Below are 25,525 nucleotides of genomic sequence, written 5' to 3'. Positions count from 1 at the left end.
TCTTTATATTTTTGGTGTGCAAATATAAGATATATTTTTGAAAACAAACAAACAAAATGCTGATTTTCTTCACATTGGAAAAAAGCTCACAAAGTGGTATGATACTAATGCCAGACAACTTCCTTGGAGAGAAAACCAGCTTCCTTATAATATATGGATCAGCGAAATTGTTTTACAACAAACGCAGGTAAAACAAGGCCTTGGTCATTACCTCAGATTTATAGAAAGATTCCCAACCGTAAAAGAACTTCATCAAGCTTCGGAAGATGAAGTTTTATTATATTGGAAAGGTTTGGGTTATTATTCCAGAGCAATTAATCTGCATAAAGCCGCTCATCAAGTTATAGAAGATTTCGATGGTGAATTCCCAAATCATTATAATGATATTCTAAAGTTAAAAGGCGTAGGAAAATATACAGCCGCTGCGATTGCAAGTATTTGTTTTGAAGAAAAAGTTCCTGCCGTTGATGGAAATTTCTATCGGGTTTTGTCGAGGATTTTTGCTGATGATTTTGATATTTCCAGCTCAAAGGCTTTTCAGTATTTTTCGGATTTAGCTTTGTTAATTATGCCTGATGATAAATCTGGTGAATTCAATCAGGCAATAATGGATATTGGTTCGGAGATTTGTAAACCGAAAAATCCGCTTTGTGGAGACTGTCCTGTGCATGATGATTGCATTGCTTTTCAAACGGGAAGAATTTCCGAATTTCCTGTGAAAACAAAAAAGGTTAAAGTCTCAGATTTGAGTTTGAAATATTTCTTTGTTAAACACAAGAATCAATTCCTTATTAAACAAAGAGACAATGACTTCATTTGGAAAAAATTATATGACTTCCCGATTTCTATTCCTGAAAATTGGAATGATTATATCATCAATTCAAAAATAATCAGTCATAAACTGACTCACAAAAATCTCTCAATCGAAATCAATCTCGTTGAGATCGATTCTAAGAAAGAATTTGAAAAATTTGCTTCTGATAATGATTTTGTCATCGTAAACGAAAAACAAGCTGATGACAAATCGTTTCCGAAACCGCTGGAGAATTATTACAAAAATTTGGGCAAACCAGAAATCGGGAGACTTGATTTTTAAGAATCATTAAAAACATCGCTTCAACTTTATTATATTTGCAAAAATTTGGTTCCGGTATTTTTCGGATTAAAAAGGGAATGAAGTGCAATTCTTCAACTGTCCCCGCAACTGTAAATCGCTAAAATGTATTTTGCAATCTTGCCATTGTTCTGAAAAGGATGAGAAGGCGCAAAATCAGCGAAAGTCAGGAGACCTGCCAGACAAAATTTAGACAAAAGCTTTCGGAGGAAAGGCAGGTTATGACAAAACGTATTTTTACACTTTTTTTCATTTATATTGTACATCAACTTTCCGCCCAGGAATCGTTGATAGACACCGTATTTATTGATAACCAGTTCAGAAAAGTTTCCAAAACTGCAAAAATATCGAATCTTAATTCTGATAAAATTCTAGAAAACTCGACTTCTTTATCAGACTTACTGAGATTTCAGTCCAATATTTATATCAAAGAAAATGGTCGCGGTTCGACATCTTCGCCTTCCTTCCGAGGAACGACTGCACAACAAACGGCTTTTGTATGGAATGGCATCAATATCAATTCGATTTTTCTGGGACAAGGTGATATTAATAATCTGAATCCTTTGAGCTATGAAAATGTCGGAATCAAATACGGTGGCGGAAGTGTGATTTATGGAAGCGGCGCAATTGGCGGTTCTATTCATCTTAATAATATTCTTGATTTTAACAGAGGTTTCAAAGGGACTTTGTTTTCGGAATATGGCTCATTTGGAACGAGTAATTCCGTAGCTCAGGCGAAATTCAGTAATGATAATTTCAGTTTTAGTCTTAATATCAATCATTCCAGAAGTGAGAATGATTATGAAATTCCTCAAAGGAAATTCATCAACCGAAACGGAGAATATGAAAACACGAGTTTCAATCTTGGCTTAGCTTACAAAATCAATCCAAACAACGAATTTTATTGGCAAAGCCAACATTATGATAGCGATCAACACTATCCCATTTTTTCGGAAAATCAAACTAAAACCAAATATTTCGTTCAGACATTCCGCAGTCTGGCTGGCTGGAAATTACATTCCGGGAAATTTAAAAACAATTTTAAGCTTGCTTATCTGGAGGACAATTTCCAGTATTTTGGAGATATTAATAAAAGTAAAACCAGCGGTGGAACCGGGAAACAATATATTATCAAGAATGATCTTGACTTCTTGGTTTCGAAAAACTCGTCTTTCAACCTCATTACAGAATATCAGTATAACGAAGCGGAAGGATTTGGCTCGGGAATCAAAACTCCAAAAAGAAATTTGGGAAGTTTTTCTTTGCTTTACAGAAATTCTCAATCTGAAAAATTCTATTGGGAATTGGGTGCAAAACAGGAAATTGTTGAGGGCTATAAAAGCCCGTTCTTGTTCTCAGCATCTGCAAAGTATATTGCAAACCATTGGTATCAAACAACGATCAATTTCTCTAGAAATTTTCGCGCTCCAACTTTTAATGATCTCTATTGGCTACCTGGCGGAAACCCCAATCTGAAACCAGAAACATCCACCCAGGCAGAGATGGCGCACAGGTTTAGCTACAGAAATTTTACATTAAGCATTACGCCTTATTATATGCATATCATAGACAATATCGTTTGGATGCAGGCAACATCTTACTGGTCACCGGAAAATATCAATAAAGTTGATGGATATGGACTGGAAACGGATTTATCATTCGAGAAACAATTTGGAAAGCATCAGATTAAAGGCAGACTTTCCTATTCTTACACCAAATCAGTGAATCTGGAAACTAATAAACAATTGATGTATGTGCCGTTTCACCGTATTAACTTCAATGCCAATTATCAGTATTCCTGGCTGGGGATTTTTGCACAGGCATTTTATAATGGAAAAACCTATACTGATACAGATGAAAAGAACTTTTTGGAAGATTACTTTGTCGTCAATGCCGGCGTTAATCTCAACTATTTAAAGCATTATCAAATCGGATTCCGGGTCAATAATATTACCAATAAAGCTTATCAGTCTGTCGAAAATTATTTTATGCCTAAAAGGAATTATGCTATTAATATAAAATTTAATCTATAAATCAAACATTATGAAATTCAAACAATTACTGAGCTGGGCTTTTGTATCACTGCTTTTATTCAACATTTCCTGTTCAGATGATGACTTCTTTACAGGCAATGGCGAAGTATCTTACAGCGGGATTCTGATTGCCAATGAAGGTGCTTATCAAAAAAACAATTCAAGCGTAGATTTCCTTTCACTGGATCTAAGCAGCTCCAAATCCGACATCTACAAATCTGCCAACAATGAGAACACCGGAGACGTACTTCAGAGCATTGGATTGCGAGGTACTAACGCTTATCTTGTGATGAATAATTCTAACCAGATTACGATTGTTAACCGCTACAATTTCCAGAAAAACGTTGTCGTAACCTCGAATCTTTCAAGCCCAAGATATATAGCTTTTTCAGAACGTCAGTATTATGTGACCAATAACAATTTTGCTGGTACTTACAAACTGAACATTTACAATGCTGCAGACAATACATTTATCAAAAGTATTCCGTTTGAGCGTTATGCTGAAAAGGTTGTAGAAGCCAGCAACAATATCTTCGTCCAGACAGATGCATCGATGTACAACTTCACTACTAATGAAATGGAAATCACAGGTCATACCATTTCTATCGTGAGTCCATCTTCCAATGCTGTCAGCAAAGTTGTGACACTTCCGGATGAAGGCGAAATCAAGGATTTGATTTCTTATGAAGGAACAGCTTACGCATTATCTTCAACAGGTACAGAATCTTACATCTACAAAATCGCCGGAGACGGAACTTACACAGCAACTACCCTAACCGGGATTGGCAATGTTTCCAAACTGAGAGCTGACGGCGGTAACTTCTATTTCATCGATGGCAGCAACAAAGTGTATTCAAAAAACATCCTGGCTACAGCTACCGCACCTCAGATGCTGTTCACCGCTCCAGCTTCGGTTTACGGCTTTGACGTATTCAATGGTGGAATTTTTATCTCTAATGCTAGTTTTACAGGAGAAAGCACTTCATACCTTTATAACGCCTCTAATGGTGCTCAGATAAGAACATTCAAAACCGGAATCGGAACAAACGGCTTTTACAAAAATTAATTTTTCATCATTTGTGTTTTTAAAATCCTGTCAGATTTATTTTTGGCAGGGTTCTTTTTTATTTTAAATGACAGAAATCATTGTTTTAATTAACTTTAAGCATAATTTTTGATGAATCTAAAGCAAAATAAAAACCTTAATTTTATAAAAAAATCACAATGAGGGAAAAGATTGTTATCATTGGTGGCGGATTCGCAGGATTGCAATTGGCCAAAAACCTTAATAATCAAGGGAAATATAAAGTAATGGTCATCGATAAGATGAACCATCATATGTTCCAGCCATTATTTTATCAGGTTGCGACCGGACGAATTGAACCTTCCAATATTTCTTTCCCTTTTAGAAAAATCTTCCAAAAGTCAAAGAATATCCAGTTCCGAATGACGGAGGTTAAGAAGATTATTCCTTCTGAGAACAAAGTCATTGGCGAAGATGGTGTCTTTACTTATGATAAATTGGTCATTGCGACAGGTTGTAAAACCAATTTCTTTGGTAATCAGAAGATGCAGGATTTGGCTTTGGGAATGAAAAACACACAGGAAGCCATTACTATCCGAAATCATATTTTGATGACTTTCGAAAAGATGATTATCGAAAGAAAATCCAGCGACGATGGAAACTGGAATCTCGTGATTGTAGGAAGCGGACCAACCGGAGTAGAATTAGCAGGTGCATTTTCTGAAATGAAGACCCACATTCTTCCAAGAGATTATCCTAGAATGAATTTCTCTGACCTTAATATTATTCTAATAAGCGCCGGTGACAAACCATTGGAAGCAATGAGTCAGGAATCTCAAGATGCTGCAGAAGATTATCTGAAACAACTAGGTGTCAAATTCCTAAAAAACGAACGTGTTACAGATTATGATGGAGAAGTCATTAATATGCAAAGCGGAAATTCCATTCCTACAAACAATGTGATTTGGGCTGCTGGAGTTACTGGAAATATCATTGATGATTTTAATAAAGAAAACTTAGTCCGAAATCGATACATAGTCAATCGTTACAATCAGGTTAAAGGTTTTGATAATATTTTTGCTATCGGCGATATCGCTTATATGGAAACTCCAAAATATCCGCAAGGTCATCCCCAGGTTGCGAATGTCGCCATTAATCAAGGGAAAAATCTGGCTAAGAATTTCAAAAAAAATTCAGAAAAAGACTGGCAGGAATACGAGTATATCGACCGCGGTTCTATGGCAACCATAGGAAAACACAGAGCGGTTGTCGACCTTCCGAAATTTAAATTTCAGGGATTTCTTGCGTGGTATCTATGGATGTTCTTACATTTGATGCTGATTCTGAGCGTCAGAAACAAACTGGCAATTTTCTTCAACTGGATGTGGAGTTATATCAACAAAGACTCTTCACTAAGGCTGATTATTGCGCCATCTAAGAAAAACCCGACAGAACAGTAATATAATCGATAGCTGATGAGTGATAATTGATTGCAATTCATCGTCTATCATTTATCATTTATAAATATGCGAATCGATATCATCAGCGTACTTCCGGAACTTATGGAAAGTCCATTCAAAACATCAATCCTCAAAAGAGCGATGGAAAAAGGGCTGGCAGAAGTTCATTTTCACAATATCCGGGACTGGAGCATTGGCAAACATCGTCAGATTGATGACGAACCTTATGGAGGCGGCGCAGGAATGATTATGATGGTAGAACCTTTGGACAAATGTATTTCTGAATTGAAATCACAAAGAGATTACGACGAAATCATCTATCTGACACCTGACGGAGAAACTCTGAATCAAAGAATCGCTAACACTTTATCCATCAAAAAAAATCTGATTTTTCTTTGCGGCCATTACAAAGGCATTGACCAAAGAGTTCGTGATTTACATATTACCAAAGAAATTTCTATCGGTGATTATGTTTTAACCGGCGGAGAATTAGCGGCGTGTGTCTTGGCAGATTCTGTAATCAGATTGTTACCAGGCGTTTTGAACGATGAACAAAGTGCATTGACAGATAGTTTCCAAGATGACCTTTTATCTTACCCAATCTATACAAGACCGGAAACTTACAAAGGCTTATCCGTTCCTAAAATTCTATTGAGCGGTAACTTCGGCGCTATCGAAGAATGGCAGCACGACGAAGCAGTAAGAATAACAAAAGAGCGAAGACCAGACCTTTTGGAATAATTAATGATACAATCAAAATTATAACCTTTCTAATTTCTAGAGAGGTTTTTATTTGTTTTTAAAATCATTATCTTTATTTAAAATTGGATTTATGCAGAAGACAGTTTATGATAAAAGTGAATTACGGAATTTTGTGAACGACTCTCTCTCGGGAAAAGTTAAAACTTTGGAGTTTTACCTCAATTTTTCTTTGGAAGCCAGCCGAGACATCAAAAAAACATCAAAATACGATTCGATAAGAGAAGAGATTCAGGAAGAGATTTATCATTTGGATAAGCAGATGGTTTCACTGAAAAGTATGCAGAACCAGATGCGAAAAGTTCTGAATTCGGAATCGGATGTTGTAAAACTTGGTTCGCTTGTCATTACAAATAAAGCCCGTTTTTATATTTCTGTTTCTTTGGGAGAATTTTTCTTTCAGGGCGACCGCTTTTATGCTATCTCTCCGGAAAGTCCAATGGCTCAAACAATGATGGGAATGAAACCTGGTGATTCTTTTATCCTCAATAGAATCGGTCAGGAAATTGTGGAAATATTTTAGAGATGGAAGCTTGAAGTTGGATGATGGAAGTTTTCCCAACTCGAGTCTTTTTACTTTATTCTTTTTTCTTAAAACTTTTACCTTTCGCCTTTCTTCCCGTATCTTTGACTTATGGAAAACGCAACAATTCTTAAACGTATTATAGAAGAGCGCAGAAGCATCTTCCCAAAAGATTATTCGGACAAAGAAATCCCACAACATATCATAGACGAAATTCTCAGCAATGCCGTTCTCGCTCCGAATCACAAACGTACAAAGCCTTGGCGCTTTAAAGTTTTCAAAGCAGAAGAAAAACAAAATCTTGGACAGGAACTTCAAAATATTTACAAAGAAGTGACACCAGAATTTCAGTTTTTACAAAAAAAATACGATGATATTGGTTTCAAAATTTCGAAAGCTAATGCTGTGATTTCGATTGTGGTTGAATTCGGCGGATTGGTTCCGGACTGGGAAGAGATTGCAGCAACGTCTATGGCTGTACAGAATATGTATCTCACGTGCACTGCTCACAGAATTGGCTGTTATTGGAGTTCCCCGAAAATCGTAAACAACTTGAAAGATTCTTTGAAAATTGAAGAGAATCAACAATGTTTGGGATTATTTTATCTGGGAAGTTTGGATTAGATGAATATTTACAAAAATTTCAGCGAAGAAGAATTAGTTGATGCCTACATTCAATGGATTGACAATTCGGGAAAAATCGGGAAAGAATTAGAAGAAGTTCTGATTGAGCGTGGGAATATTGATATAATTAAAGCGAAAGCCAATCATAAAAAGCTCATCATCAAAGAAAAAGGAAGAATTTCTTTTGAAATCAACAAAATGGTTTTGCAGAATAAAAGCATGGAAGAAATTGACGAAAAAATATCTTCTGAACTTTTAGAAAAGGATGAACTTTCTTACTTCATTTTGGAAAAATACATTGTGTTCGAACATAATAAAAAAGATTCTGAAGTTGATAAAGATACTATCTATAAAAGTATCATTGGTCTAGCTGTTGCATCAATTGCAGGATTTTTGTTTTTATTATTAATATTATTCATTATCAAAGGTTTCATTTTCTACTTATTAGTTCCAACTTATATCGTTTGTTATTTTATTATAAAAATGATTACCGGAAAAAGCAGAAGTAATTTAGCCGTTTTTATTTCAACTTTTCTTGCTACAGTATTTTCGGCATTACTTGTGTTCTTAGTTTTTAAAAGTTCTATCAATTAAAATTCAATGCAAAAAATCTCAATATTCTGGTTTCGGAGAGACCTTCGCTTGGATGACAACAAAGGCTTGTCCGAAGCGTTGAAAGCTGATGAAAAAGTAATTCCCATTTTTATTTTTGACAAAGATATCCTTAACCTTCTGGAAGATAAATACAATCGTCGTGTAGATTATATCCATCAGTCACTGGAAAAAATCAATAACGAATTGCACGAGACTGGAAGTTCTCTTCTCACTTTTTATGGAAAACCTTCGGAGATTTTCAAACAATTACAGAAGGAATATGATATCCAAACGGTTTATTGCAATAGAGATTATGAACCTTCGGCAATCAAAAGAGATGATGAAGTAAAGAATTTTCTCCAATCAAAAAATATTGAGTTTTTCGATTTCAAAGACCAGGTTATTTTTGAAAAGGATGAAGTTGTAAAAGATAATGGCGACCCTTACACCGTTTACACGCCTTATTCTAAAAAGTGGAAGAAACTACTTTCGGAAAAGGATTACAGCACAAACAACCTAAAGAAAGACCAATTTCAAAAACTACCAAAGAAGAAAATCTTAAGCTTAAACGAGATCGGATTTGAGAAAACAGATTTGGAATTTGAAGAGCCAAAACTGGAATCCAAAATCATTGAGGTTTATGATGAAAACAGAGATTTTCCAGCTTTGGACGCCACGACACATTTGGGAATTGCGTTGAGATTTGGAACGATTTCGATTCGGAAGTGTGTGAAATTTGCTTTGAGTCATAACGAAACCTGGCTGAATGAATTGATTTGGAGAGAATTCTTTATGCAAATCCTTTTTCATTTTCCGAAAGTGGTGAAGCATTGTTTCAAGGAAAAATATGAAGATATCCAATGGCGCAACAACGAAAAAGAATTTGATAAGTGGTGCAACGGAGAAACTGGTTATGCTATTGTGGATGCCGGAATGCGCCAACTGAATCAAACCGGAAGAATGCACAATAGAATCCGGATGGTAGTTGCTAGCTTTCTTACCAAACATCTCCTTATTGACTGGCGCTGGGGCGAAGCTTATTTTGCGAAAAAATTATTAGATTATGACTTGTCTGCCAACAATGGCAACTGGCAATGGGCAGCAGGTTGTGGTTGCGATGCCGCGCCATACTTCCGGGTTTTCAATCCGGATGAACAGACAAAGAAATTCGATAAAGATTTGAAATACATCCGAAAATGGAATCCTGATTTTGATAAAAATGTTTTGGATGACAGAATTGTGGAACATAAATTTGCAAGAGAACGGGCTTTAAAGACTTATAAGAAAGCTTTGAGCTGATTGTTTTTCTCAACCACAAAAGACACAATAGTTTTTTTATAAGCACTTAAGTGAATTATTTGATTTTTAATTTAGTTCATATAAAAGCACTTTAATTTTTGGAATTTCGATTTTGAGTTTTATTAATTTCTATGGTTTGATAAATCTTAGATTGAAAAACAAAATCCATAGCCCTGATTGACTCTTTTTTTTAATTATTTAATGGAATCGTCGAAACTTCGTTTTGTAGTGGAAATCCCGCAGCGAAGCCGACCGAGCGAGGAATTGCAATGGAAAGCAGGTTCCCGGCTTCTGAATATTAAAAGTTTAAAGTTCTATGTTTAAGGTTTTTATATTTTTCAATTCAGACTATTGAACATCGAACTTTTTTTATATCTTTGCAAACTCAAACATTTAACCGGGACGTGTTCCCACAAATTTAAAATTTATGTCAGTAAAAATCAGATTACAAAGACACGGATCGAAAGGAAAACCTTTCTTCCACATCGTAGTTGCGGATGCAAGAGCTAGAAGAGATGGTAGATTCATCGAAAAATTAGGTACTTACAACCCAATTACAAACCCTGCAACTATCGACTTGAACGTTGATTCTGCTGTAAAGTGGTTAAACAACGGAGCTCAACCAACTGATACTGCAAGAGCTATCCTTTCTTACAAAGGTGCTTTGTACAAAAAACACCTTCAAGGTGGTGTTGCTAAAGGTGCTTTTGACGAGGCTGAAGCTGAGAAGAGATTCGCTGCTTGGGTTGAGGCTAAAGATGCTAAAGTACAAGGAAAAGTTGAAGGTTTATCAACTGCTAAAGCTGACGCTAAAAAAGCAGCTCTGGAAGCTGAGGCAAAAGTAAACCAAGCAAGAATTGATGCTGCTGCGAAAGCTGAAGCTGATGCAAAAGCTGCTGAGGAGGCTGCTAACGCGCCTGCTGAGGAAGTTGCAACAGAAGAAGCTGCTACTGAAGAACCAACTGCTGAGGCAGAAGGAACTGAAGAAACTCAGGCTTAATTCTTTACAAAAAGATACAAAACAAAGACACGAAGTTTTCGTGTCTTTGTTGTTTAATAAAATTCATCATCGGAAATAATGAGAAAAGAAGATTGCTATTTTTTAGGAACGATTACCAGAACACACGGATTAAAAGGGAATGTTATCTTAAAACTAGACACAGACCAACCTGAGATGTACAACAAGCTGGAATCGATTTTTGTGGAAGTCAATGGTCTATTGGTTCCTTTTTTTGTGGAAAAACAATCCTGGTCCAAAGCGGACACCAAAATTATATCTTTCAAAAATTCTTCCGAAGCTTTAGTTAATCAATCGCTTGGGAAAGGAGTTTACTTACCTCTTTCTACTCTACCGCCTTTGACTGGAAAAAAATTCTATTACCACGAAGTGATTGGTTTCGAAATCCGTGAAGCTGATGGAAAAACCTGTGGAAATATCGTTTCTATCAATGACCAGACTGCTCAGAATTACTTCATTCTTGACCTTGCAGGAAAAGAAATCATCATCCCGATTATCAGAGACTGGATTCTGGAAGTGAATCGTGAAGAGAAATTCATCCAAATGTTTTTACCGGAAGGATTGATGGACGTTTTCTTAATTCCTTCGAAAAAGGATGAATAAAAAATCACTCGTTCAAAACGGCTGGCAATAGATATTCCTGAACAATTTTATCCGCTTGAGAATGTGCATAAGGTCTGTTATAAGCTTTTGCAGTGATGACCATTACAATTGGAAGTTCCTTAAAAATGATAATTTTGTTTCCGCCATTTCCGCTGGATTGATAAGATTCAAAACTTTTGTCGCCAACTTTATAAAGTTTTCGCCAAAACAGATAACCGTAACCTTCTGATTTTTTGTTATCAGCGAAATAGTTGGTAAAGCTTTTCTGAATCCAATTCTTTTCCAAAATTCTTTTCCCGTTCCAAGTTCCGTTATTTTTATAAAGCTGCCCGAACTTAGCAAAATCTAAAGCTCGCATTCGTAATCCGCCTGCTAAAGAAGGTTTGTTTTGAGGTGTGAACTGCCATTTGTAATTCGTAATGCCAAGTGGTTGGAATAGTTTTTTGTCTGCATAATCCTTTAAACCTTTAGGAACAGATTTGTCCAGAATATCTCCGGTAACAACAACTCCTGCGGTGAAATAATGCCAAGTTTTTCCAATCTTATTTTCAGTCATTGGCAAATCCAAAGTAAATTTCACCCAATTATCCGTTGGATACATATTTTCCTCATTACCTACAGAATCATAATCTTCATCGTTTCCGTCAAAAGCAGAACTCATTGTCAATAAGCTTTTAAGCGTAACACTATCTTTTTTCGGAGAATAATTCTTGAATTGTTTCAAATCATAAAAATCTTTCAGAGTTTGATTTTCATTTTTGATATAACCGTCTTTGATTGCAATTCCCATTAAAGCTGAAGAAAAGGATTTCCCAACCGAACGCGTGTCATTTAAACTGTCTCTTTCATAACCGTTGAAATATTCTTCCAGCAATAGTTTTTCATTTTTAACCACAACAATTCCTGTAATCTCTCTGAATCTGTTTTCAGCAATTTTCTGATTGAGAAGTCTGATTTTTTCTTGATTGATTTTCTCATCAGAAACTTTCCAACCGCTATTTGGTTTGATTTTTTGAACAGCGATCTGTTCTTCGGAAATATTCTTTTTTGGAACAATTAAGTTGATTTCGCCAGAAGCAATTACGTTTCCAATTTTCAAATCTGGATTTTTTAAGTACGGTTTGATTTCGATTTTCAAAGTATGGTTTCCAACATCCAAAGCGTCCATTCCGCCATTTACAAAGAAAAATCTCATCCAAAGATATCTTCCCCAAGAATCTTCATTTTTCATATTCAGAAACGGAATTCTGAAATTGGTTTTAATTTTTTTATCTTCCATTTTTCCCGCTCCGGAATTTAGATTTTCGGTATAAATCAATTTTCCGTCAACATAGAAACTGAATTGGTAATTTCCTTTTTTAACTAATTCATCAATGGTCAAAGAATTATCAAGCTGATGAAGATAATTGACCAAAGAATTATCCAAAAAAACACGAACATCAAAATCTTTATCTTCCTGAAAAGTCATTGTTTTAAGAAAATCAGTTTCCTGAAGATTGTCAATTGAAACTACTTTATCTAAAAATAGAATTTGATTCAAATGCTTTTTCTGAACATCGTTCGCGATTTTTTCAGGCTCAACGATATTTTTAGTTTGACTTTGAGAAAATCCGAAGACAAAAATTAGGAGAAATAAAAAAATTGATTTCATTGTAAATTTTATCTGACAAAATTAGACTTTGACTGTTGAAAAAAATAGAATAAAATTAACATCACTACTTTTTCAGAATATTTTTAAATTTCAATGGCGTAATTCCGATATTTTCTTTGAAACAACGATTAAAATGACTTTGGTCTGCAAATCCACATTCTAAGGCAACATCGGAAAGAGAGTCATTTTGATTGAGAAGAATTAATGATTTTTCGACTTTCAGTTTTCTGATATATTCGCCCAAATTACAATGGAAATATTTCTGAAAATCCCGACTGAGATGCATCGGATGAATATTCAGAGTTTGGGAAAGTTCTGTTAGATTTAATTTTTCCGTAAAACTTTCGTGAAGAATTTCATCTATCTGATTAACCCAAATCGGTTTCTTTTCAGAAGAGCTTTTCTGCTTGGACAATTGGCTAAAAAGATTCAATAAAGTTTGATTAATACTCAATTCAAAAGAATTATCATTCAATTTTGATTCTTTGAAAATCTGGTAAATCAATAATTTGAAAACTGGATTTTTGATATTGAAACTGCCTTCCACATTATCCTTTGAAACCTGAAACTTTCTAAACCATTCTTCCGTAATTTCGATATGAAAACCTCTGGTGAAAATGTCCGGTTTGATGTTGTAATGTGCGTCTTCCCAATGATGGTAAAGCAAAGTTCCAGCAGAACAATCATAGATTTCTTTCTTGTTTCCTTCCGTCATATTTCCCTGAAGCAAAAACGTAAAATAAGGATTCTCGTGATAATGCCAATCGACGTAAGGATGCGTGTATTCGGTATCCGTAATGGTCAATCCATCAAAGTTGAGCTTTTCATTGGTCTGTCCAAAAAATTCGCCATTACGAAGGTTTTTCATTATAGTTTTTGTTTTAGATTATCAATTTGTTCATACATTTTATTAAAAAACAATCTTGTATCACAATCTTTCCAGCAAGGAAATCACCATTCCATTCATTAGAGATTGGGGTTTGGAAGTGAACTGTTAAGAGTAATTTATCAAAATGTTTTTGCCAGAAGGTTTGATGGATGTTTTTTTTGGCGCCTTCTAAAAAGAATGAGTAAATAACGTTTTTTTGATAAATCGATTGTTTATTTATTCATTTATTTTTTTTGTAACTTTCTATCGAATTAGTCCATTTTTTTGTTCTCGTCTCCCATTTCTGTTCATTCCAAAACCATTTGGTTGGTAAGGAAAATAAGCATAAACCTAAATAATAAATGGTTCCCAAGCAAATGGCTGTTTTGGGTTCATCCAGGAAAAGTCCGCCGTGTGTTTTGGCTTCAGCATAGCCGATTCTTTCAAGATTAGCTTCATTTAATCCTAATTCTGGGATGAGCGATGAGCCAAGCACAACTCCAAATACAAGGAAAAAATAAAACATTGCCGCAAAAACAGACCGCCCAATTTGCTTTTGTTTCATATCTTCATTTAAATTGAAAAAAGCAAAACGCATTCTGTTGAATACCGCAATCATATAAATGTATGTTACCAAATTATCTCCACCAATTATTTTGTTGAAAGCCCAAGCAAATAATCCATAAAAGGGAGCAAAAGCTAGCAACGAAAGCCATTTTGGCATTATAGCCATAAATACACCAGAGTGAATCATAACGAACTCGAATCCCATCAATCCTGCCATTTGGAAAATACTTGTAGCATCGCCAATTTGCGGATTACTCCAAAGCATATAATATTTGAATGCCATAAATCCCATCATCAGAAAATCGGCAAAAAGGAAGCCTGGCTCTATGGTTTCGAGTATGGAGTTAGAAGATTGTGATGTTGTTTTTTTCAAAATAAGTGTTTTTTTTAATAGCATTTAAAGAAATTGTAATTTCGTTTTCAAATTTTCTATTTGAGTTTGCATTCTATTGAAAAACAGCTTCCTATCTCTATTTCCAGCCGTGTTCAGAGATTTGCAATTCTTAATTTGATGTTCAAAATAATTCAAAGTTTCATTACAGGTTTTTATATCGTTTGTCAAGAGATACCCGAACATATTACAAGGAATCGCCATTGTTGACTGCGAACCATTTGATATGAAAATATCATTGGAAAGATGAACCAACTCGTTCTGATAAATCTGAAAACGAGGATTAGTCTCTGTTTTGTTTTCTATATATCTAATTAATTTTTCCAATTCTGCCAAAATCTCAATCGCATCTTCTTTTTTGAGAAGTCCAATTTCAAAATAAAAAGAAACCTGAAGTAAAATACTTGAAATTGTCATATCATTCCAGAGTTCTATCACATTTTGTTTTTCATAAATCTCTCTCAGAATTTTAGTTTTTGAATTAAATTGTTGTGGCTGGAAATCCTGAAACGGAATAAAAACCTGTTTAGAATTCAGAAGATTCATCCAAACATAGATTTTGAATCTCGACAATAACGTATCTGAAACAGTATAAAAAAACGGAATATCCTTCGCAGAATAATAAATTACAGAATTCTCCGAAAACTGAATAGCATTCAAAATATCTAAAGTATTATCAAAAAACGAATGTAAATCCTCAATTTTATTGACTGCTTTCGTCTTCTTAACCAAAAGATTATCCGTATTTTCTAGAAATCTATCCAACGAAATGTTGTAAAACTTTGCAAGCTGTAAACTTTCTTCCAACGAAAATTTAGATTTCATCGAGGTTCTTCTGTGCGCTGCGTCGTAGCTGATGTTGAGGACATTCGCCAGCTCATCATTCAGGGATTGGTTTCCAATTTTGTTTCTGATTTCTTTCAGTAAAAGTTCCTGATACACTTTTTGCGATTTTCACAAATTTAGAAAAAATATTAATTCATTTCCGCATTTACAAAATTGAGGTTCGGAAATAATTTTGACTCATCAATTTTAAATTAATTGTTATGAAAACTTTTATTGTCTCTGTTCTATTTTTTTGTTTTGGTCTTTCTAAAGGACAAATCGGAAAGGAGGAAGATCTGAAAAAACTGATTATAATTTTAGCAGCAAGAATTGAGGGCACTTCTATTGACAACAAGGCATTCTTTTCTTTTGGTCCAAAAATCCCAATGGGTGAAAATTTAAATCATTGGATAAGTCTGAGAGGTCATTTTAATTGGTGGGATTTGGAAGGTAGAAAATTCATCGTTATTCCGGAGCTTGATTATTTCTATAAAATAGCATCATTTGAAAAAAATAAAGATGTTATTAAAGGATTATATCTCGGTGCAGGAATAACTCCAAACGCAGTTTCTCCAAAATTAGGTATTAATTTTTATTATTTTTTTACAGCAGAATTGGGATATAACTTCGAATATCAACAATATAAACATTTTCCAACTGAAGGTTTTCGATTTTCATTTGGAATTAATCTCTTTTAATATTTTAAAACTCTATCAAATGAAAACAATCCCCTATTTATTAATATTATTAAGATTTCTCTCAGCAATTGCCATTCTATATTTAGGATATTTTGTTGGCGAAAAATCAAGGAATATGATTTTAGCTCTAATGTATTTCGGATTATTAACTGATATTTTCGATGGAATCATTGCGCGAAAAGCTGGCGTTTCATCCGAGAAATTAAGAAGATTGGATAGTCAAACCGATTTGGTCTTCTGGCTGACAATCGGATTTTCAACTTATTGGCTAAATTCCGAAATCATCAAATACCATTGGAAAAGCATTTCATTCATTTTCGGGATGGAAGCTTTGTGTTACATCATCAGTTTTTGGAAATTCGGGAAAGAAACTTGTACACACGCTTGGCTTTCCAAACTTTGGGGATTGAGTCTGCTAATTGCTTTTACTTTTTTGATAAGTTTCAGTACAGCAAACTGGGCATTTTATTTATGCTTAATCCTTGGATTAATTTCTCATATCGATGTTATTTTAATTGTTCTGATTTTACCGAAATGGAAATTCGATGTTCCCAGTTCTTATCACGCCTGGAAAATCCGTCAGGGAAAAAGTATTAGAAAATCAGTTTTATTGAATTGATTTGATATAAAAGATAGAAACTCTAAATGTAATTAAGGACTTAAAGTGATTTTTCCTAAATTTGCACTCACTTAATTTTAAAACAGAAACTTCACAAAGTTTTACTAAAATGAAAAGACAGACTATTAAAGACCTTTTGGCAGATTACAAAAAAGTATTACATCACGACATTACCGTTCAGGGTTGGGTTCGTGCGTTTCGTTCCAATCGCTTTATCGCATTGAATGACGGTTCTACGATTAATAATTTGCAAATTGTAGTAGATTTTGAAAATTTCGACGAAGAAACTATCAAGAAAATCAATACTGCTTCGTCTTTGAAAGTTGTAGGTGAAGTTGTGGAAAGTCAAGGTGCTGGTCAAACGGTGGAAATCATCGCTAAGAAAATTACGGTTCTTGGAGATAATTTCTTTGACGAATTACAGGCAACCATTCTTCAACCGAAGAAACACAGTTTGGAAAAATTGCGTGAGCAGGCTCATTTGAGATTCAGAACCAACTTGTTTGGTGCCGTTTTCAGAGTACGCCACGCTGTGAGTTTTGCGGTTCACTCTTTCTTTAATCAAAATCAGTTTTTCTACATCAACACGCCTGTAATTACTGGAGCTGATGCAGAAGGTGCTGGCGAAATGTTCGGTGTTACCAACTTTGACCTTAATAATATTCCAAAAACAGAAGACGGAGAAATCGATTTTTCTGAAGATTTTTTTGGAAAAAAAACTAACTTAACAGTTTCTGGACAGCTTGAAGGTGAAACTGCAGCAATGGGATTGGGAAGAATTTATACTTTCGGGCCAACTTTCCGTGCAGAAAATTCTAATACAACGCGTCACTTAGCCGAGTTCTGGATGATTGAGCCTGAAGTTGCTTTCAATAATTTGGAAGATAATATCGACTTGGCTGAGGATTTCCTGAAATACGTCATTAAATATGTTTTGGACAATTGCAAAGACGATTTGGAATTCCTTGACAAACGTTTTGAAGAAGAGCAAAAATCAAAACCAGAAAAAGAAAGAGCAAAAGAAGGTCTTATCGAAAAGCTGGAAAATGTGATTGCAAAAAGATTCAAGAGAGTTTCTTACACAGAAGCAATTGAAATATTATTGAATTCTAAAGAAAACAAAAAAGGAAAATTTCAATACCCTGTTGAGAAATGGGGAACCGATTTGCAGTCTGAGCACGAGAGATTCTTAGTTGAAAAACATTTTGAAAGCCCAGTTGTTTTGTTTGATTATCCAAAAGAAATCAAGGCTTTCTACATGAAACTGAATGATGACAACAAAACCGTTGCAGCAATGGACGTTCTTTTCCCAGGAATCGGAGAAATCATCGGCGGTTCTGAAAGAGAAGCAAGACTGGATGTTCTGAAAACGAAAATGGCAGAAATGCACGTTGACGAAGAAGAACTGTGGTGGTATATGGATACGAGAAGATTCGGTTCTGTGCCGCACGCTGGCTTTGGATTAGGATTGGAAAGATTGGTGCTTTTTGTAACCGGAATGACGAACATCAGAGACGTGATTCCTTTCCCAAGAACACCGAAAAACGCAGAGTTTTAATCATTAACTTGAATATAAAAAGTAAAATTCCTTCAGTTTTAATTGAAGGAATTTTTTATTAACTTTACTTAAATTTTCAAAATGAGCACAATTACTTTACATAATGAATCTGAAAATCAATTAAAATTAATTGAAACTCTTTTGAAGGAGTTGAATATAAAATTTGAGGTTTCGAAAAAAGAAAAAATATTAAAACTTACTGATTTTGAAAAAAAGTTAATTCAGGAAGGATTGGATGATGTAAAAAGCGGAAATGTAATCTCTAGCGAAGAAGCCCTAAAAAGAGCGAAAGAATGTTTCAAATAGAATGGACAAAAAAAGCTTCAAAGCAACGAGTTGATATTTTGGAATTTTGGATTGAGCACAATCAATCTAAAACGTATTCAACAAAAATTCTTAAAGAAACATTAGAGGCAGAAAAATTGTTAAAAGAAAACCCATCAATCGGCACTATAACAGATTTAGATGAAGTTAGAAGAACCTTAATTTTAAGAAATTTCTCAATGTTTTATAGCATAGAAAATAAAATTATTAACATTTTAGCTTTTTATGATAATAGAAGAAATCCTGACAAATTAGAATTATAATATAAACTTGTTTTGATTTTCAAAAATATTCAAATCCCATTCTATTGAGTGGGATTTTTCTTTTAATTAAGATTCAAAAAAAATTTAAATTCCATACATTTGAAAGTCTTAAAATAAATCTCAATGAAAAGAATCAGCATTTATGTGATGACCATTGCAGCAACATTTTATTTAGAATCTTGCTCTACGTCACAAAAAACCCAAGTAGAAAAACCGAAAAAAGAAATAGAAATGCCAAAGGAAATAAAAGAAGAAGGACTTAATATTTCTTATATGGACAAATCTGTAAGACCACAAGATGATTTCTACAATTATGTTAATGGTGGCTGGATGAAAACAGCAGTGATTCCATCAGATAAACCAAGCTGGGGTTCTTTCAATGCGTTGAGAGAAGATGTAGATGTTGCGTCTTTGGATATTTTGAACAAAATTCTTTCAGAAAAATTCAGCTCTAATTCCGAAGGCGAAAAAATTCAGGCACTTTATGGAACTTTCATCGATTGGAATAAGAGAAATGCAGAAGGAATCAATCCTATCAAATCTCAATTAGCTAAAATTGATGCTATAAAAAATGTAAAAGATTTACAAAAATATCTTATCGAAGCGACACCCGCAGGTGACAATCCTTTTTATGGATGGCGAGTTGGTGCGGATATGAAAAACTCCGTAATGAATGCTGTTTATCTTGGCGGTCCAAGTTTAGGTTTAGGTAAAGATTACTACCAAAAAGTGAACGACGCCAACACCAAAACATTAGCCGAATATAAAGGTTACGTTGCCAAACTGGAAACAGTTCTTGGAAATAAAACTCCTGACGCAACTGCTCAGCAAATTGTAGATTTCGAGAAAAAACTAGCTCAAGACCTTCTGACTCTGGAACAAGGCCGTGATGCTAATTTGCGTTACAATCCTAAAACTGTCGAGGAATTAAAACCATTAGTAAAAAACATTAACCTTCCTGACTATCTGAAAACAGTTGGCGTAAACACAGATAAAGTGATTATTGGCGAATTGAAATATTATCAAAATATGGATTCTTGGATGACCGATAAAAACATCGGACTTATCAAAGAATATATGAAGTACGACCTTTTGAATAACAATGCAGGAAACCTTGACCAAAATCTGGACAACATCCGTTTTGATTTTTATTCCAAATATTTGCAAGGTCAACAAGAGCAGCGTTCTATGGAAAAACGTGGACTTGGGGTAATCAATAGTGTTTTGGGAGAAGCTTTTGGAAAATTGTATGTTGAAAAATATTTTCCTGCAGAAGCCAAACAAAAGATGGAAACTTATGTAGATTACATCAAAAAGTCTTTCAAACTTCACATAGAAAATCTGGAATGGATGTCGCCCGTGACTCGAGAAAAAGCATTGGAAAAATTATCCAAATTCAAAGTAAAGATTGCTTATCCAGACAAATGGAAAGATTATTCTAAACTGAATCTGCAACTAGCTTCCAATAATGGAACTTATTACAATAATCTTGAGAAAATCTCTGAATGGAATTATGCAAAAAATCTGGACAAAGTAGGAAAACCGGTAGACAAAACCGAATGGGGAATGTCCCCGCAAACAGTGAATGCCTATTATAGTTCTTCCAATAATGAGATTGTTTTCCCGGCAGCAATTCTTCAACCTCCGTTTTTCAATTTCAATGCAGACCCTGCAGTTAACTTTGGAGGAATTGGCGGTGTAATTGGTCACGAGATTTCTCACGGATTTGATGACAGCGGTTCGAGATTTGACGGAGATGGAAATCTTAACAATTGGTGGACAGAGAGCGATAGAAAAAACTTCGACGAAAAAGTTGGACAATTGGCTGCACAATATGATAAATACGAGCCTGTAGCTGGAAGTTTTGTCAACGGAAAATTCACGAGCGGAGAAAATATTGGAGACTTAGGCGGAATTAATGTCGCTTACACCGCTTTGCAAATGTATCTGAAAGACCATGGGAATCCCGGAGAAATCAGCGGATTGACACAAGATCAAAGGTTCTTTATGAGTTGGGCAACGGTTTGGAGAACCAAATCTACCGACAAATACATGACCAATCAAGTGAAAACTGACCCGCATTCGCCAGGTTATTACAGAAGTTTTGGACCTTTGGTTAATATGGATGCCTTCCAAAAAGCATTCGATATAAAACCTGGAGACAAGTTATATGTTGCTCCAGAAAAACGCATAAAAATCTGGTAAAAACCAAAGAAAAAACCTTCAGAAATCCTGAAGGTTTTTTTATGTTAAATATCATTCATCAAAAATCGTGCTAAACTTGTTGTTTTTAAAAAATATTTTTCTAACTTCGTAAAGTTGACATTAATCGACAAATATCAAAAATTATGCTAAAGCAAAATCTACAAATGCGACTTGGGCAAAAATTGGCCCCTCAACAGATTCAGTTGATGAAGTTGATTCAGCTTCATACATTGGAATTTGAAGAAGAACTAGAAAGAGAGTTGGAAGAAAATCCTGCTTTAGAAAAAGTGGCTGATGAAAATTCTGAGGAAGAATATTCCAAAGCTGACGAAGAGTATGAAGCCGAAGGTAATGAAAGTATCGAAACTGATTTTGATGTTGATGAATATCTTTACGATGACGAACCAAGCTACAAAACAGCGAGCAGCAACTACTCTGCCGATGATGAAGAGTTTGATAATCAATCCTTATTAACAGAAGGGCAATCGCTTTACGATTATCTTTTAGAACAAATCAGACTTTCAAACATCGATGACGAGGATTTGAAAATCGCTGAATATATTATCGGAAACCTTGATACAGATGGTTATCTGAGAAGAGAAATCAAATCTATTGTTGATGATCTGGCATTCTCACAAGGGATTTACACAACCATTGAAAAAGTGACAGATGTTCTTGAAAATTATGTCCAAAAACTCGATCCACCTGGTGTTGGTGCAAGAGATTTGAGAGAATGTCTGCTTTTACAGATTGAGAAAAAAGTAAGTTCTGATTCTGCAGTGATTTTGGCAGGAAACATTTTGAGAAATCAATTTGACGCATTAGCAAACAAGCATTACAACAAGATTCTTCAGAAATATGACATTGAAGAAGAAGATCTGAAGGAAGCTTTGGACGAGATCTCCAGATTGTCTCCAAAAGTTGGTGGAAACTTCGATACGCAGACGATTACTATTAATCAAGAAATTATTCCTGATTTTGTCATTCAAGTTAAGGACAATCAAGTTATCCCTTCTTTGAATAACAAAAACGCTCCTACACTTCGAGTTTCTGATGAGTACAAAGAGATTCTTTCAACTTATTCTCACGATAAAAAATCAACAGAACATAAGCAGGCCGCTCTTTTCATCAAGCAAAAACTTGATGCTGCGAAATGGTACATTGATGCTATTAATCAAAGACAAAATACTTTATTGCAAACCATTACTGCGATTGTAAAACTTCAGAAAGAATATTTTTTAACTGGCGATGAGAAAAACATCAAACCGATGATTCTAAAAGATGTTGCAGATATTACGGGATTCGATATTTCTACAATTTCCAGAGTTGTAAAAAGTAAATATGCTGATACACCAAACGGAATTGTGTATTTGAAAAATCTTTTCTCTGATTCATTAACCAATGATGAAGGCGAGGAAGTTTCAACCAAGGAAATCAAAATGCATCTTCAGGAAGCGATTGATAAAGAAAACAAGAGAAAACCTTATACAGACGATGCTCTTGTAGGAATACTGAAAGAAAAAGGTTACAATATCGCAAGAAGAACGATTGCAAAATACCGTGAACAATTGAACATTCCAGTCGCTAGATTGAGAAAAGAATTATAAAACAGAACCTCGGAATTATTTTTCGAGGTTTTTTATTGATATTTAAGATAGAATAATTATTAAAGTTGAAATATTGTTAACATTACAGTAAAGTTATTTAGAAAGATTACAAACTGTATTTTTCTGACATTTCTCAATGTTATGTGATTCAACTATTTTCTAAATTTGTGAAAATTCAAAATAACAATAGAATTATGGCAGGGACTACGTCTTCTATAGGCAGAAAATATGCTATGGCACTTTCAGCAATGTTCTTGCTGATTTTTTTGGTGATGCACTTATCCACCAATATGATTTCCATCTTTAGCGAAGACAGTTTCAACGCTGCTTCTCATTTTATGGGATACAATCCTGCGGTTCAGTATCTGATGCAGCCTATCTTGATTTTTGCAGTTGTTTTCCACTTTGTGATGGGATTCGTTCTGGAAATCAGAAATAACAATGCAAGACCAGTGAAATATGCAATGAACCAAGGTTCTGCAAATTCTACATGGATGTCGAGAAATATGTTAATTTCCGGTGCTGTGATTTTAGCATTTTTGGCTTTGCACTTTTACGATTTTTGGGTTCCGGAAATCAGTTATAAGTATATCCAAGGAAATAATCCTGATGAGTTGAGATATTGGGAAGAGCTGCACCACAAGTTCCACGATGTATGGAGAGTTGCTCTTTACGTTATTGCATTTGTTTTACTAGGTCTGCACTTAGCACACGGATTCCAGTCTTCTTTTCAATCTATTGGAGCAAGACATCCAAAGTACACACCTTTTATCAAAGCTTTCGGAAACTGGTATTCTGTTATCATTCCGCTAGGTTTCATCATCATCGCAATTTATCACTTCGTTACTCAATAATAAAAAGTAAATTATGAGTTTAGATTCAAAAATTCCTCACGGTCCACTTAAGGATAAATGGAAAAATCATAAAGATCATATGAACTTGGTTGCTCCAAACAACCGAGACAAAATAGATATTATCATTGTTGGGACAGGATTAGCTGGTGGCTCTGCTGCTGCGACTCTTGCCGAACAAGGTTACAACGTAAAAGCTTTCTGCTACCAGGATTCTCCAAGAAGAGCGCACTCTATTGCAGCTCAAGGTGGTATTAATGCTGCTAAGAATTATCAAGGCGATGGTGACTCAACTTACAGATTATTCTACGATACAATCAAAGGTGGAGATTACCGTGCAAGAGAAGCTAACGTTTACAGATTAGCAGAAGTTTCTGCTAATATTATCGACCAATGTGTGGCGCAAGGCGTTCCTTTTGGTAGAGAATACGGCGGGCAGTTGGATAACCGTTCATTTGGTGGAGTTCAGGTAAAAAGAACATTCTACGCAAAAGGACAAACTGGTCAGCAGTTATTATTAGGAGCATATTCTGCAATGAGCCGTCAAATTGGTAAAGGTAGAATCCAGATGTTCAACCGTCACGAGATGCTTGATCTAGTAATTGTTGATGGAAAAGCAAGAGGAATTATCGCAAGAAACCTTGTAACTGGAGAAATCGAGAAGCATTCCGCTCACGCAGTTGTAATTGCTTCTGGAGGTTATGGAAACGTATATTTCCTTTCTACCAATGCAATGGGATCTAACGTTTCTGCAGCTTGGAAAATCCATAAAAAAGGAGCATATTTCGCAAACCCTTGTTATGTTCAGATTCACCCGACTTGTATTCCGGTTCACGGAACTCAGCAATCTAAGTTGACTCTAATGTCAGAATCTCTTAGAAACTCAGGAAGAATCTGGGTTCCTAAAAAAATCGAAGATTCAGTAGCAATTCGTGAAGGAAAACTGAGACCAGAAAATATCAAAGAAGAAGACAGAGATTACTATTTGGAGAGAAGATATCCTGCTTTTGGAAACTTAGTTCCTAGAGATGTTGCTTCCAGAGCTGGAAAAGAAAGATGTGATGCTGGATACGGAATCGAAAATAATGATACGAAAGAAGGTGTTTACCTGGATTTCTCAACAGAAATTATGAAAAAAGGTAAAGAAGCTGCTATCGAAAAACATATTCATAACCCAACGGAACAGCAGATTTACGATCTTGGTAAAAAATGGATTGAGGAGAAATATGGTAACTTATTCGTAATGTATGAAAAGATTACTGCAGATGACCCTTACAAGACGCCAATGAAGATTTATCCCGCGGTTCACTACACAATGGGTGGTGTTTGGGTTGATTATAACTTACAATCTACAATCCCTGGATGTTTCGTAATTGGAGAAGCTAATTTCTCAGACCACGGCGCAAACAGATTGGGAGCATCTGCTTTGATGCAAGGTTTGGCAGACGGGTATTTCGTTCTTCCTTACACGATTGCTGATTACCTTTCTGCAGACATCAGAACCGGAAAAATTCCTACAGATACTCCTGAATTCAACAATGCTGAAAAAGAAATTAAAGATAAAATTGATTTCTTCTTAAATAATAAAGGAACACACACGGTTGATCATTTCCACAAACAATTGGGACACATTATGTGGAACAAAGTGGGTATGGGAAGAACACCGGAAGGCTTGAGAGAAGCTATCAAAGAAATCGAAGAAGTTAGAAATGATTTCTGGAAAAATGTAAGAGTTCCTGGCGATGCTGACAACCTGAATCCAGAATTGGAAAAAGCATTCAGAGTGGCAGATTTCCTAGAGTTAGGACAATTGATGGCTATTGATGCATTGAACAGAAATGAATCTTGTGGAGGTCATTTCCGTGAAGACCATTCTACGCCGGAGGGAGAAGCAGAACGTGATGACGTGAATTACAAATATGTTGCCGCTTGGGAATATAAAGGTATGGATATCAATCAGTCTGTGGTTCACAAGGAAGATTTGGTGTATGAAAACATCGAAGTTAAAGCAAGAAGTTACAAATAATCTCCATTCAAAAATATATAA

Annotated in this window: 24 protein-coding genes and 1 riboswitch; of the genes, 20 read left to right on the top strand and 4 right to left on the bottom strand. The window is 35.1% G+C overall.

The genetic code is table 11. The features are described 5' to 3' along the window. The first annotated feature begins 37 nt into the window (after nucleotides 1-37). From mutY to rimM, 11 genes are all read left to right on the top strand, one after another. A complete protein-coding gene (gene mutY, locus KI430_RS15710) occupies nucleotides 38-1,096 on the top strand; it encodes an A/G-specific adenine glycosylase (RefSeq protein WP_248875861.1) in 1,059 nt (352 codons plus the stop codon). 29 nt (nucleotides 1,097-1,125) lie between these two features. Continuing rightward, nucleotides 1,126-1,312, top strand: a riboswitch (cobalamin riboswitch). Nucleotides 1,313-1,335: 23 nt separating this feature from the next. Beyond that, nucleotides 1,336-3,147, top strand: coding sequence for a TonB-dependent receptor plug domain-containing protein (locus tag KI430_RS15705; RefSeq protein ID WP_248875860.1), 1,812 nt, complete (start codon nucleotides 1,336-1,338; stop codon nucleotides 3,145-3,147). 10 nt (nucleotides 3,148-3,157) lie between these two features. Continuing rightward, nucleotides 3,158-4,213 (top strand): hypothetical protein, encoded by a 1,056-nt coding sequence (locus tag KI430_RS15700; RefSeq protein WP_248875859.1) that lies wholly within the window; start codon nucleotides 3,158-3,160, stop codon nucleotides 4,211-4,213. Nucleotides 4,214-4,371: 158 nt separating this feature from the next. Continuing rightward, nucleotides 4,372-5,631 carry an NAD(P)/FAD-dependent oxidoreductase gene (locus KI430_RS15695; RefSeq protein WP_248875858.1) on the top strand — a complete coding sequence of 420 codons (1,260 nt, stop codon included), beginning with the start codon at nucleotides 4,372-4,374 and terminating at the stop codon, nucleotides 5,629-5,631. Between the two features lie 66 nt (nucleotides 5,632-5,697). After that, the gene (trmD, locus tag KI430_RS15690; protein ID WP_248875857.1) at nucleotides 5,698-6,372 is read left to right on the top strand and encodes a tRNA (guanosine(37)-N1)-methyltransferase TrmD; all 675 of its coding nucleotides are present in this window, start codon (nucleotides 5,698-5,700) and stop codon (nucleotides 6,370-6,372) included. Nucleotides 6,373-6,463: 91 nt separating this feature from the next. Next, nucleotides 6,464-6,913, top strand: coding sequence for a hypothetical protein (locus KI430_RS15685; protein ID WP_074236861.1), 450 nt, complete (start codon nucleotides 6,464-6,466; stop codon nucleotides 6,911-6,913). Nucleotides 6,914-7,024: 111 nt separating this feature from the next. Continuing rightward, on the top strand, nucleotides 7,025-7,537 hold the full coding sequence (locus KI430_RS15680; protein WP_248875856.1) for a nitroreductase: 513 nt from the start codon (nucleotides 7,025-7,027) through the stop codon (nucleotides 7,535-7,537). After that, nucleotides 7,538-8,131 (top strand): hypothetical protein, encoded by a 594-nt coding sequence (locus KI430_RS15675; RefSeq protein ID WP_248875855.1) that lies wholly within the window; start codon nucleotides 7,538-7,540, stop codon nucleotides 8,129-8,131. 6 nt (nucleotides 8,132-8,137) lie between these two features. Further along, a complete protein-coding gene (locus KI430_RS15670; protein WP_248875854.1) occupies nucleotides 8,138-9,430 on the top strand; it encodes a cryptochrome/photolyase family protein in 1,293 nt (430 codons plus the stop codon). Between the two features lie 427 nt (nucleotides 9,431-9,857). After that, nucleotides 9,858-10,430 (top strand): 30S ribosomal protein S16, encoded by a 573-nt coding sequence (locus KI430_RS15665; RefSeq protein WP_120213955.1) that lies wholly within the window; start codon nucleotides 9,858-9,860, stop codon nucleotides 10,428-10,430. Between the two features lie 78 nt (nucleotides 10,431-10,508). After that, entirely contained in the window at nucleotides 10,509-11,051 is a 543-nt protein-coding gene (rimM, locus tag KI430_RS15660; protein WP_248875853.1) for a ribosome maturation factor RimM, read from the top strand. A 4-nt stretch (nucleotides 11,052-11,055) separates the two neighbouring features. On the opposite strand, the gene KI430_RS15655 is transcribed toward rimM, so the two are convergent. From KI430_RS15655 to KI430_RS15640, 4 genes are all read right to left on the bottom strand, one after another. Then, a complete protein-coding gene (locus tag KI430_RS15655; protein WP_248875852.1) occupies nucleotides 11,056-12,702 on the bottom strand; it encodes a serine hydrolase domain-containing protein in 1,647 nt (548 codons plus the stop codon). Between the two features lie 64 nt (nucleotides 12,703-12,766). Then, nucleotides 12,767-13,570, bottom strand: a complete 804-nt coding sequence (locus KI430_RS15650; RefSeq protein ID WP_248875851.1) for a helix-turn-helix domain-containing protein — start codon at nucleotides 13,568-13,570, stop codon at nucleotides 12,767-12,769. Between the two features lie 241 nt (nucleotides 13,571-13,811). Continuing rightward, nucleotides 13,812-14,510 (bottom strand): hypothetical protein, encoded by a 699-nt coding sequence (locus KI430_RS15645; RefSeq protein WP_248875850.1) that lies wholly within the window; start codon nucleotides 14,508-14,510, stop codon nucleotides 13,812-13,814. Nucleotides 14,511-14,534: 24 nt separating this feature from the next. Next, nucleotides 14,535-15,470 carry an XRE family transcriptional regulator gene (locus KI430_RS15640; RefSeq protein ID WP_248875849.1) on the bottom strand — a complete coding sequence of 312 codons (936 nt, stop codon included), beginning with the start codon at nucleotides 15,468-15,470 and terminating at the stop codon, nucleotides 14,535-14,537. A gap of 104 nt (nucleotides 15,471-15,574) precedes the next feature. Between KI430_RS15640 and KI430_RS15635 the strand changes: the two genes are divergently transcribed. The 9 genes from KI430_RS15635 (at nucleotide 15,575) to KI430_RS15595 (ending at nucleotide 25,504) form a co-directional block, all read left to right on the top strand. Next, nucleotides 15,575-16,051, top strand: coding sequence for a hypothetical protein (locus tag KI430_RS15635; RefSeq protein ID WP_248875848.1), 477 nt, complete (start codon nucleotides 15,575-15,577; stop codon nucleotides 16,049-16,051). A 19-nt stretch (nucleotides 16,052-16,070) separates the two neighbouring features. Then, nucleotides 16,071-16,670 carry a CDP-alcohol phosphatidyltransferase family protein gene (locus KI430_RS15630; protein ID WP_248875847.1) on the top strand — a complete coding sequence of 200 codons (600 nt, stop codon included), beginning with the start codon at nucleotides 16,071-16,073 and terminating at the stop codon, nucleotides 16,668-16,670. 109 nt (nucleotides 16,671-16,779) lie between these two features. Beyond that, the gene (gene asnS / locus KI430_RS15625) at nucleotides 16,780-18,228 is read left to right on the top strand and encodes an asparagine--tRNA ligase (RefSeq protein ID WP_248875846.1); all 1,449 of its coding nucleotides are present in this window, start codon (nucleotides 16,780-16,782) and stop codon (nucleotides 18,226-18,228) included. Between the two features lie 81 nt (nucleotides 18,229-18,309). Next, on the top strand, nucleotides 18,310-18,534 hold the full coding sequence (locus KI430_RS15620) for a hypothetical protein (protein ID WP_248875845.1): 225 nt from the start codon (nucleotides 18,310-18,312) through the stop codon (nucleotides 18,532-18,534). Beyond that, the gene (locus KI430_RS15615; RefSeq protein ID WP_248875844.1) at nucleotides 18,522-18,815 is read left to right on the top strand and encodes a type II toxin-antitoxin system RelE/ParE family toxin; all 294 of its coding nucleotides are present in this window, start codon (nucleotides 18,522-18,524) and stop codon (nucleotides 18,813-18,815) included. Before KI430_RS15620 ends, KI430_RS15615 begins: the two co-directional genes overlap by 13 nt. Before the next feature lie 123 nt (nucleotides 18,816-18,938). After that, nucleotides 18,939-21,020 (top strand): M13 family metallopeptidase, encoded by a 2,082-nt coding sequence (locus KI430_RS15610; protein ID WP_248875843.1) that lies wholly within the window; start codon nucleotides 18,939-18,941, stop codon nucleotides 21,018-21,020. 143 nt (nucleotides 21,021-21,163) lie between these two features. Continuing rightward, nucleotides 21,164-22,627 (top strand): RNA polymerase factor sigma-54, encoded by a 1,464-nt coding sequence (gene rpoN / locus KI430_RS15605; RefSeq protein WP_248875842.1) that lies wholly within the window; start codon nucleotides 21,164-21,166, stop codon nucleotides 22,625-22,627. Between the two features lie 194 nt (nucleotides 22,628-22,821). Further along, nucleotides 22,822-23,481 (top strand): succinate dehydrogenase cytochrome b subunit, encoded by a 660-nt coding sequence (locus tag KI430_RS15600; protein WP_248875841.1) that lies wholly within the window; start codon nucleotides 22,822-22,824, stop codon nucleotides 23,479-23,481. A gap of 10 nt (nucleotides 23,482-23,491) precedes the next feature. Beyond that, nucleotides 23,492-25,504 carry a fumarate reductase/succinate dehydrogenase flavoprotein subunit gene (locus KI430_RS15595; protein WP_248878352.1) on the top strand — a complete coding sequence of 671 codons (2,013 nt, stop codon included), beginning with the start codon at nucleotides 23,492-23,494 and terminating at the stop codon, nucleotides 25,502-25,504. The last annotated feature ends 21 nt before the right edge of the window (nucleotides 25,505-25,525 follow it).

This window comes from Epilithonimonas zeae (assembly GCF_023278365.1).
Lineage (GTDB): Bacteria > Bacteroidota > Bacteroidia > Flavobacteriales > Weeksellaceae > Epilithonimonas > Epilithonimonas zeae_A.
The sequence above is the reverse complement of the archived record's forward strand: the minus strand, read 5'-3'. Positions and strand labels throughout refer to the sequence as shown.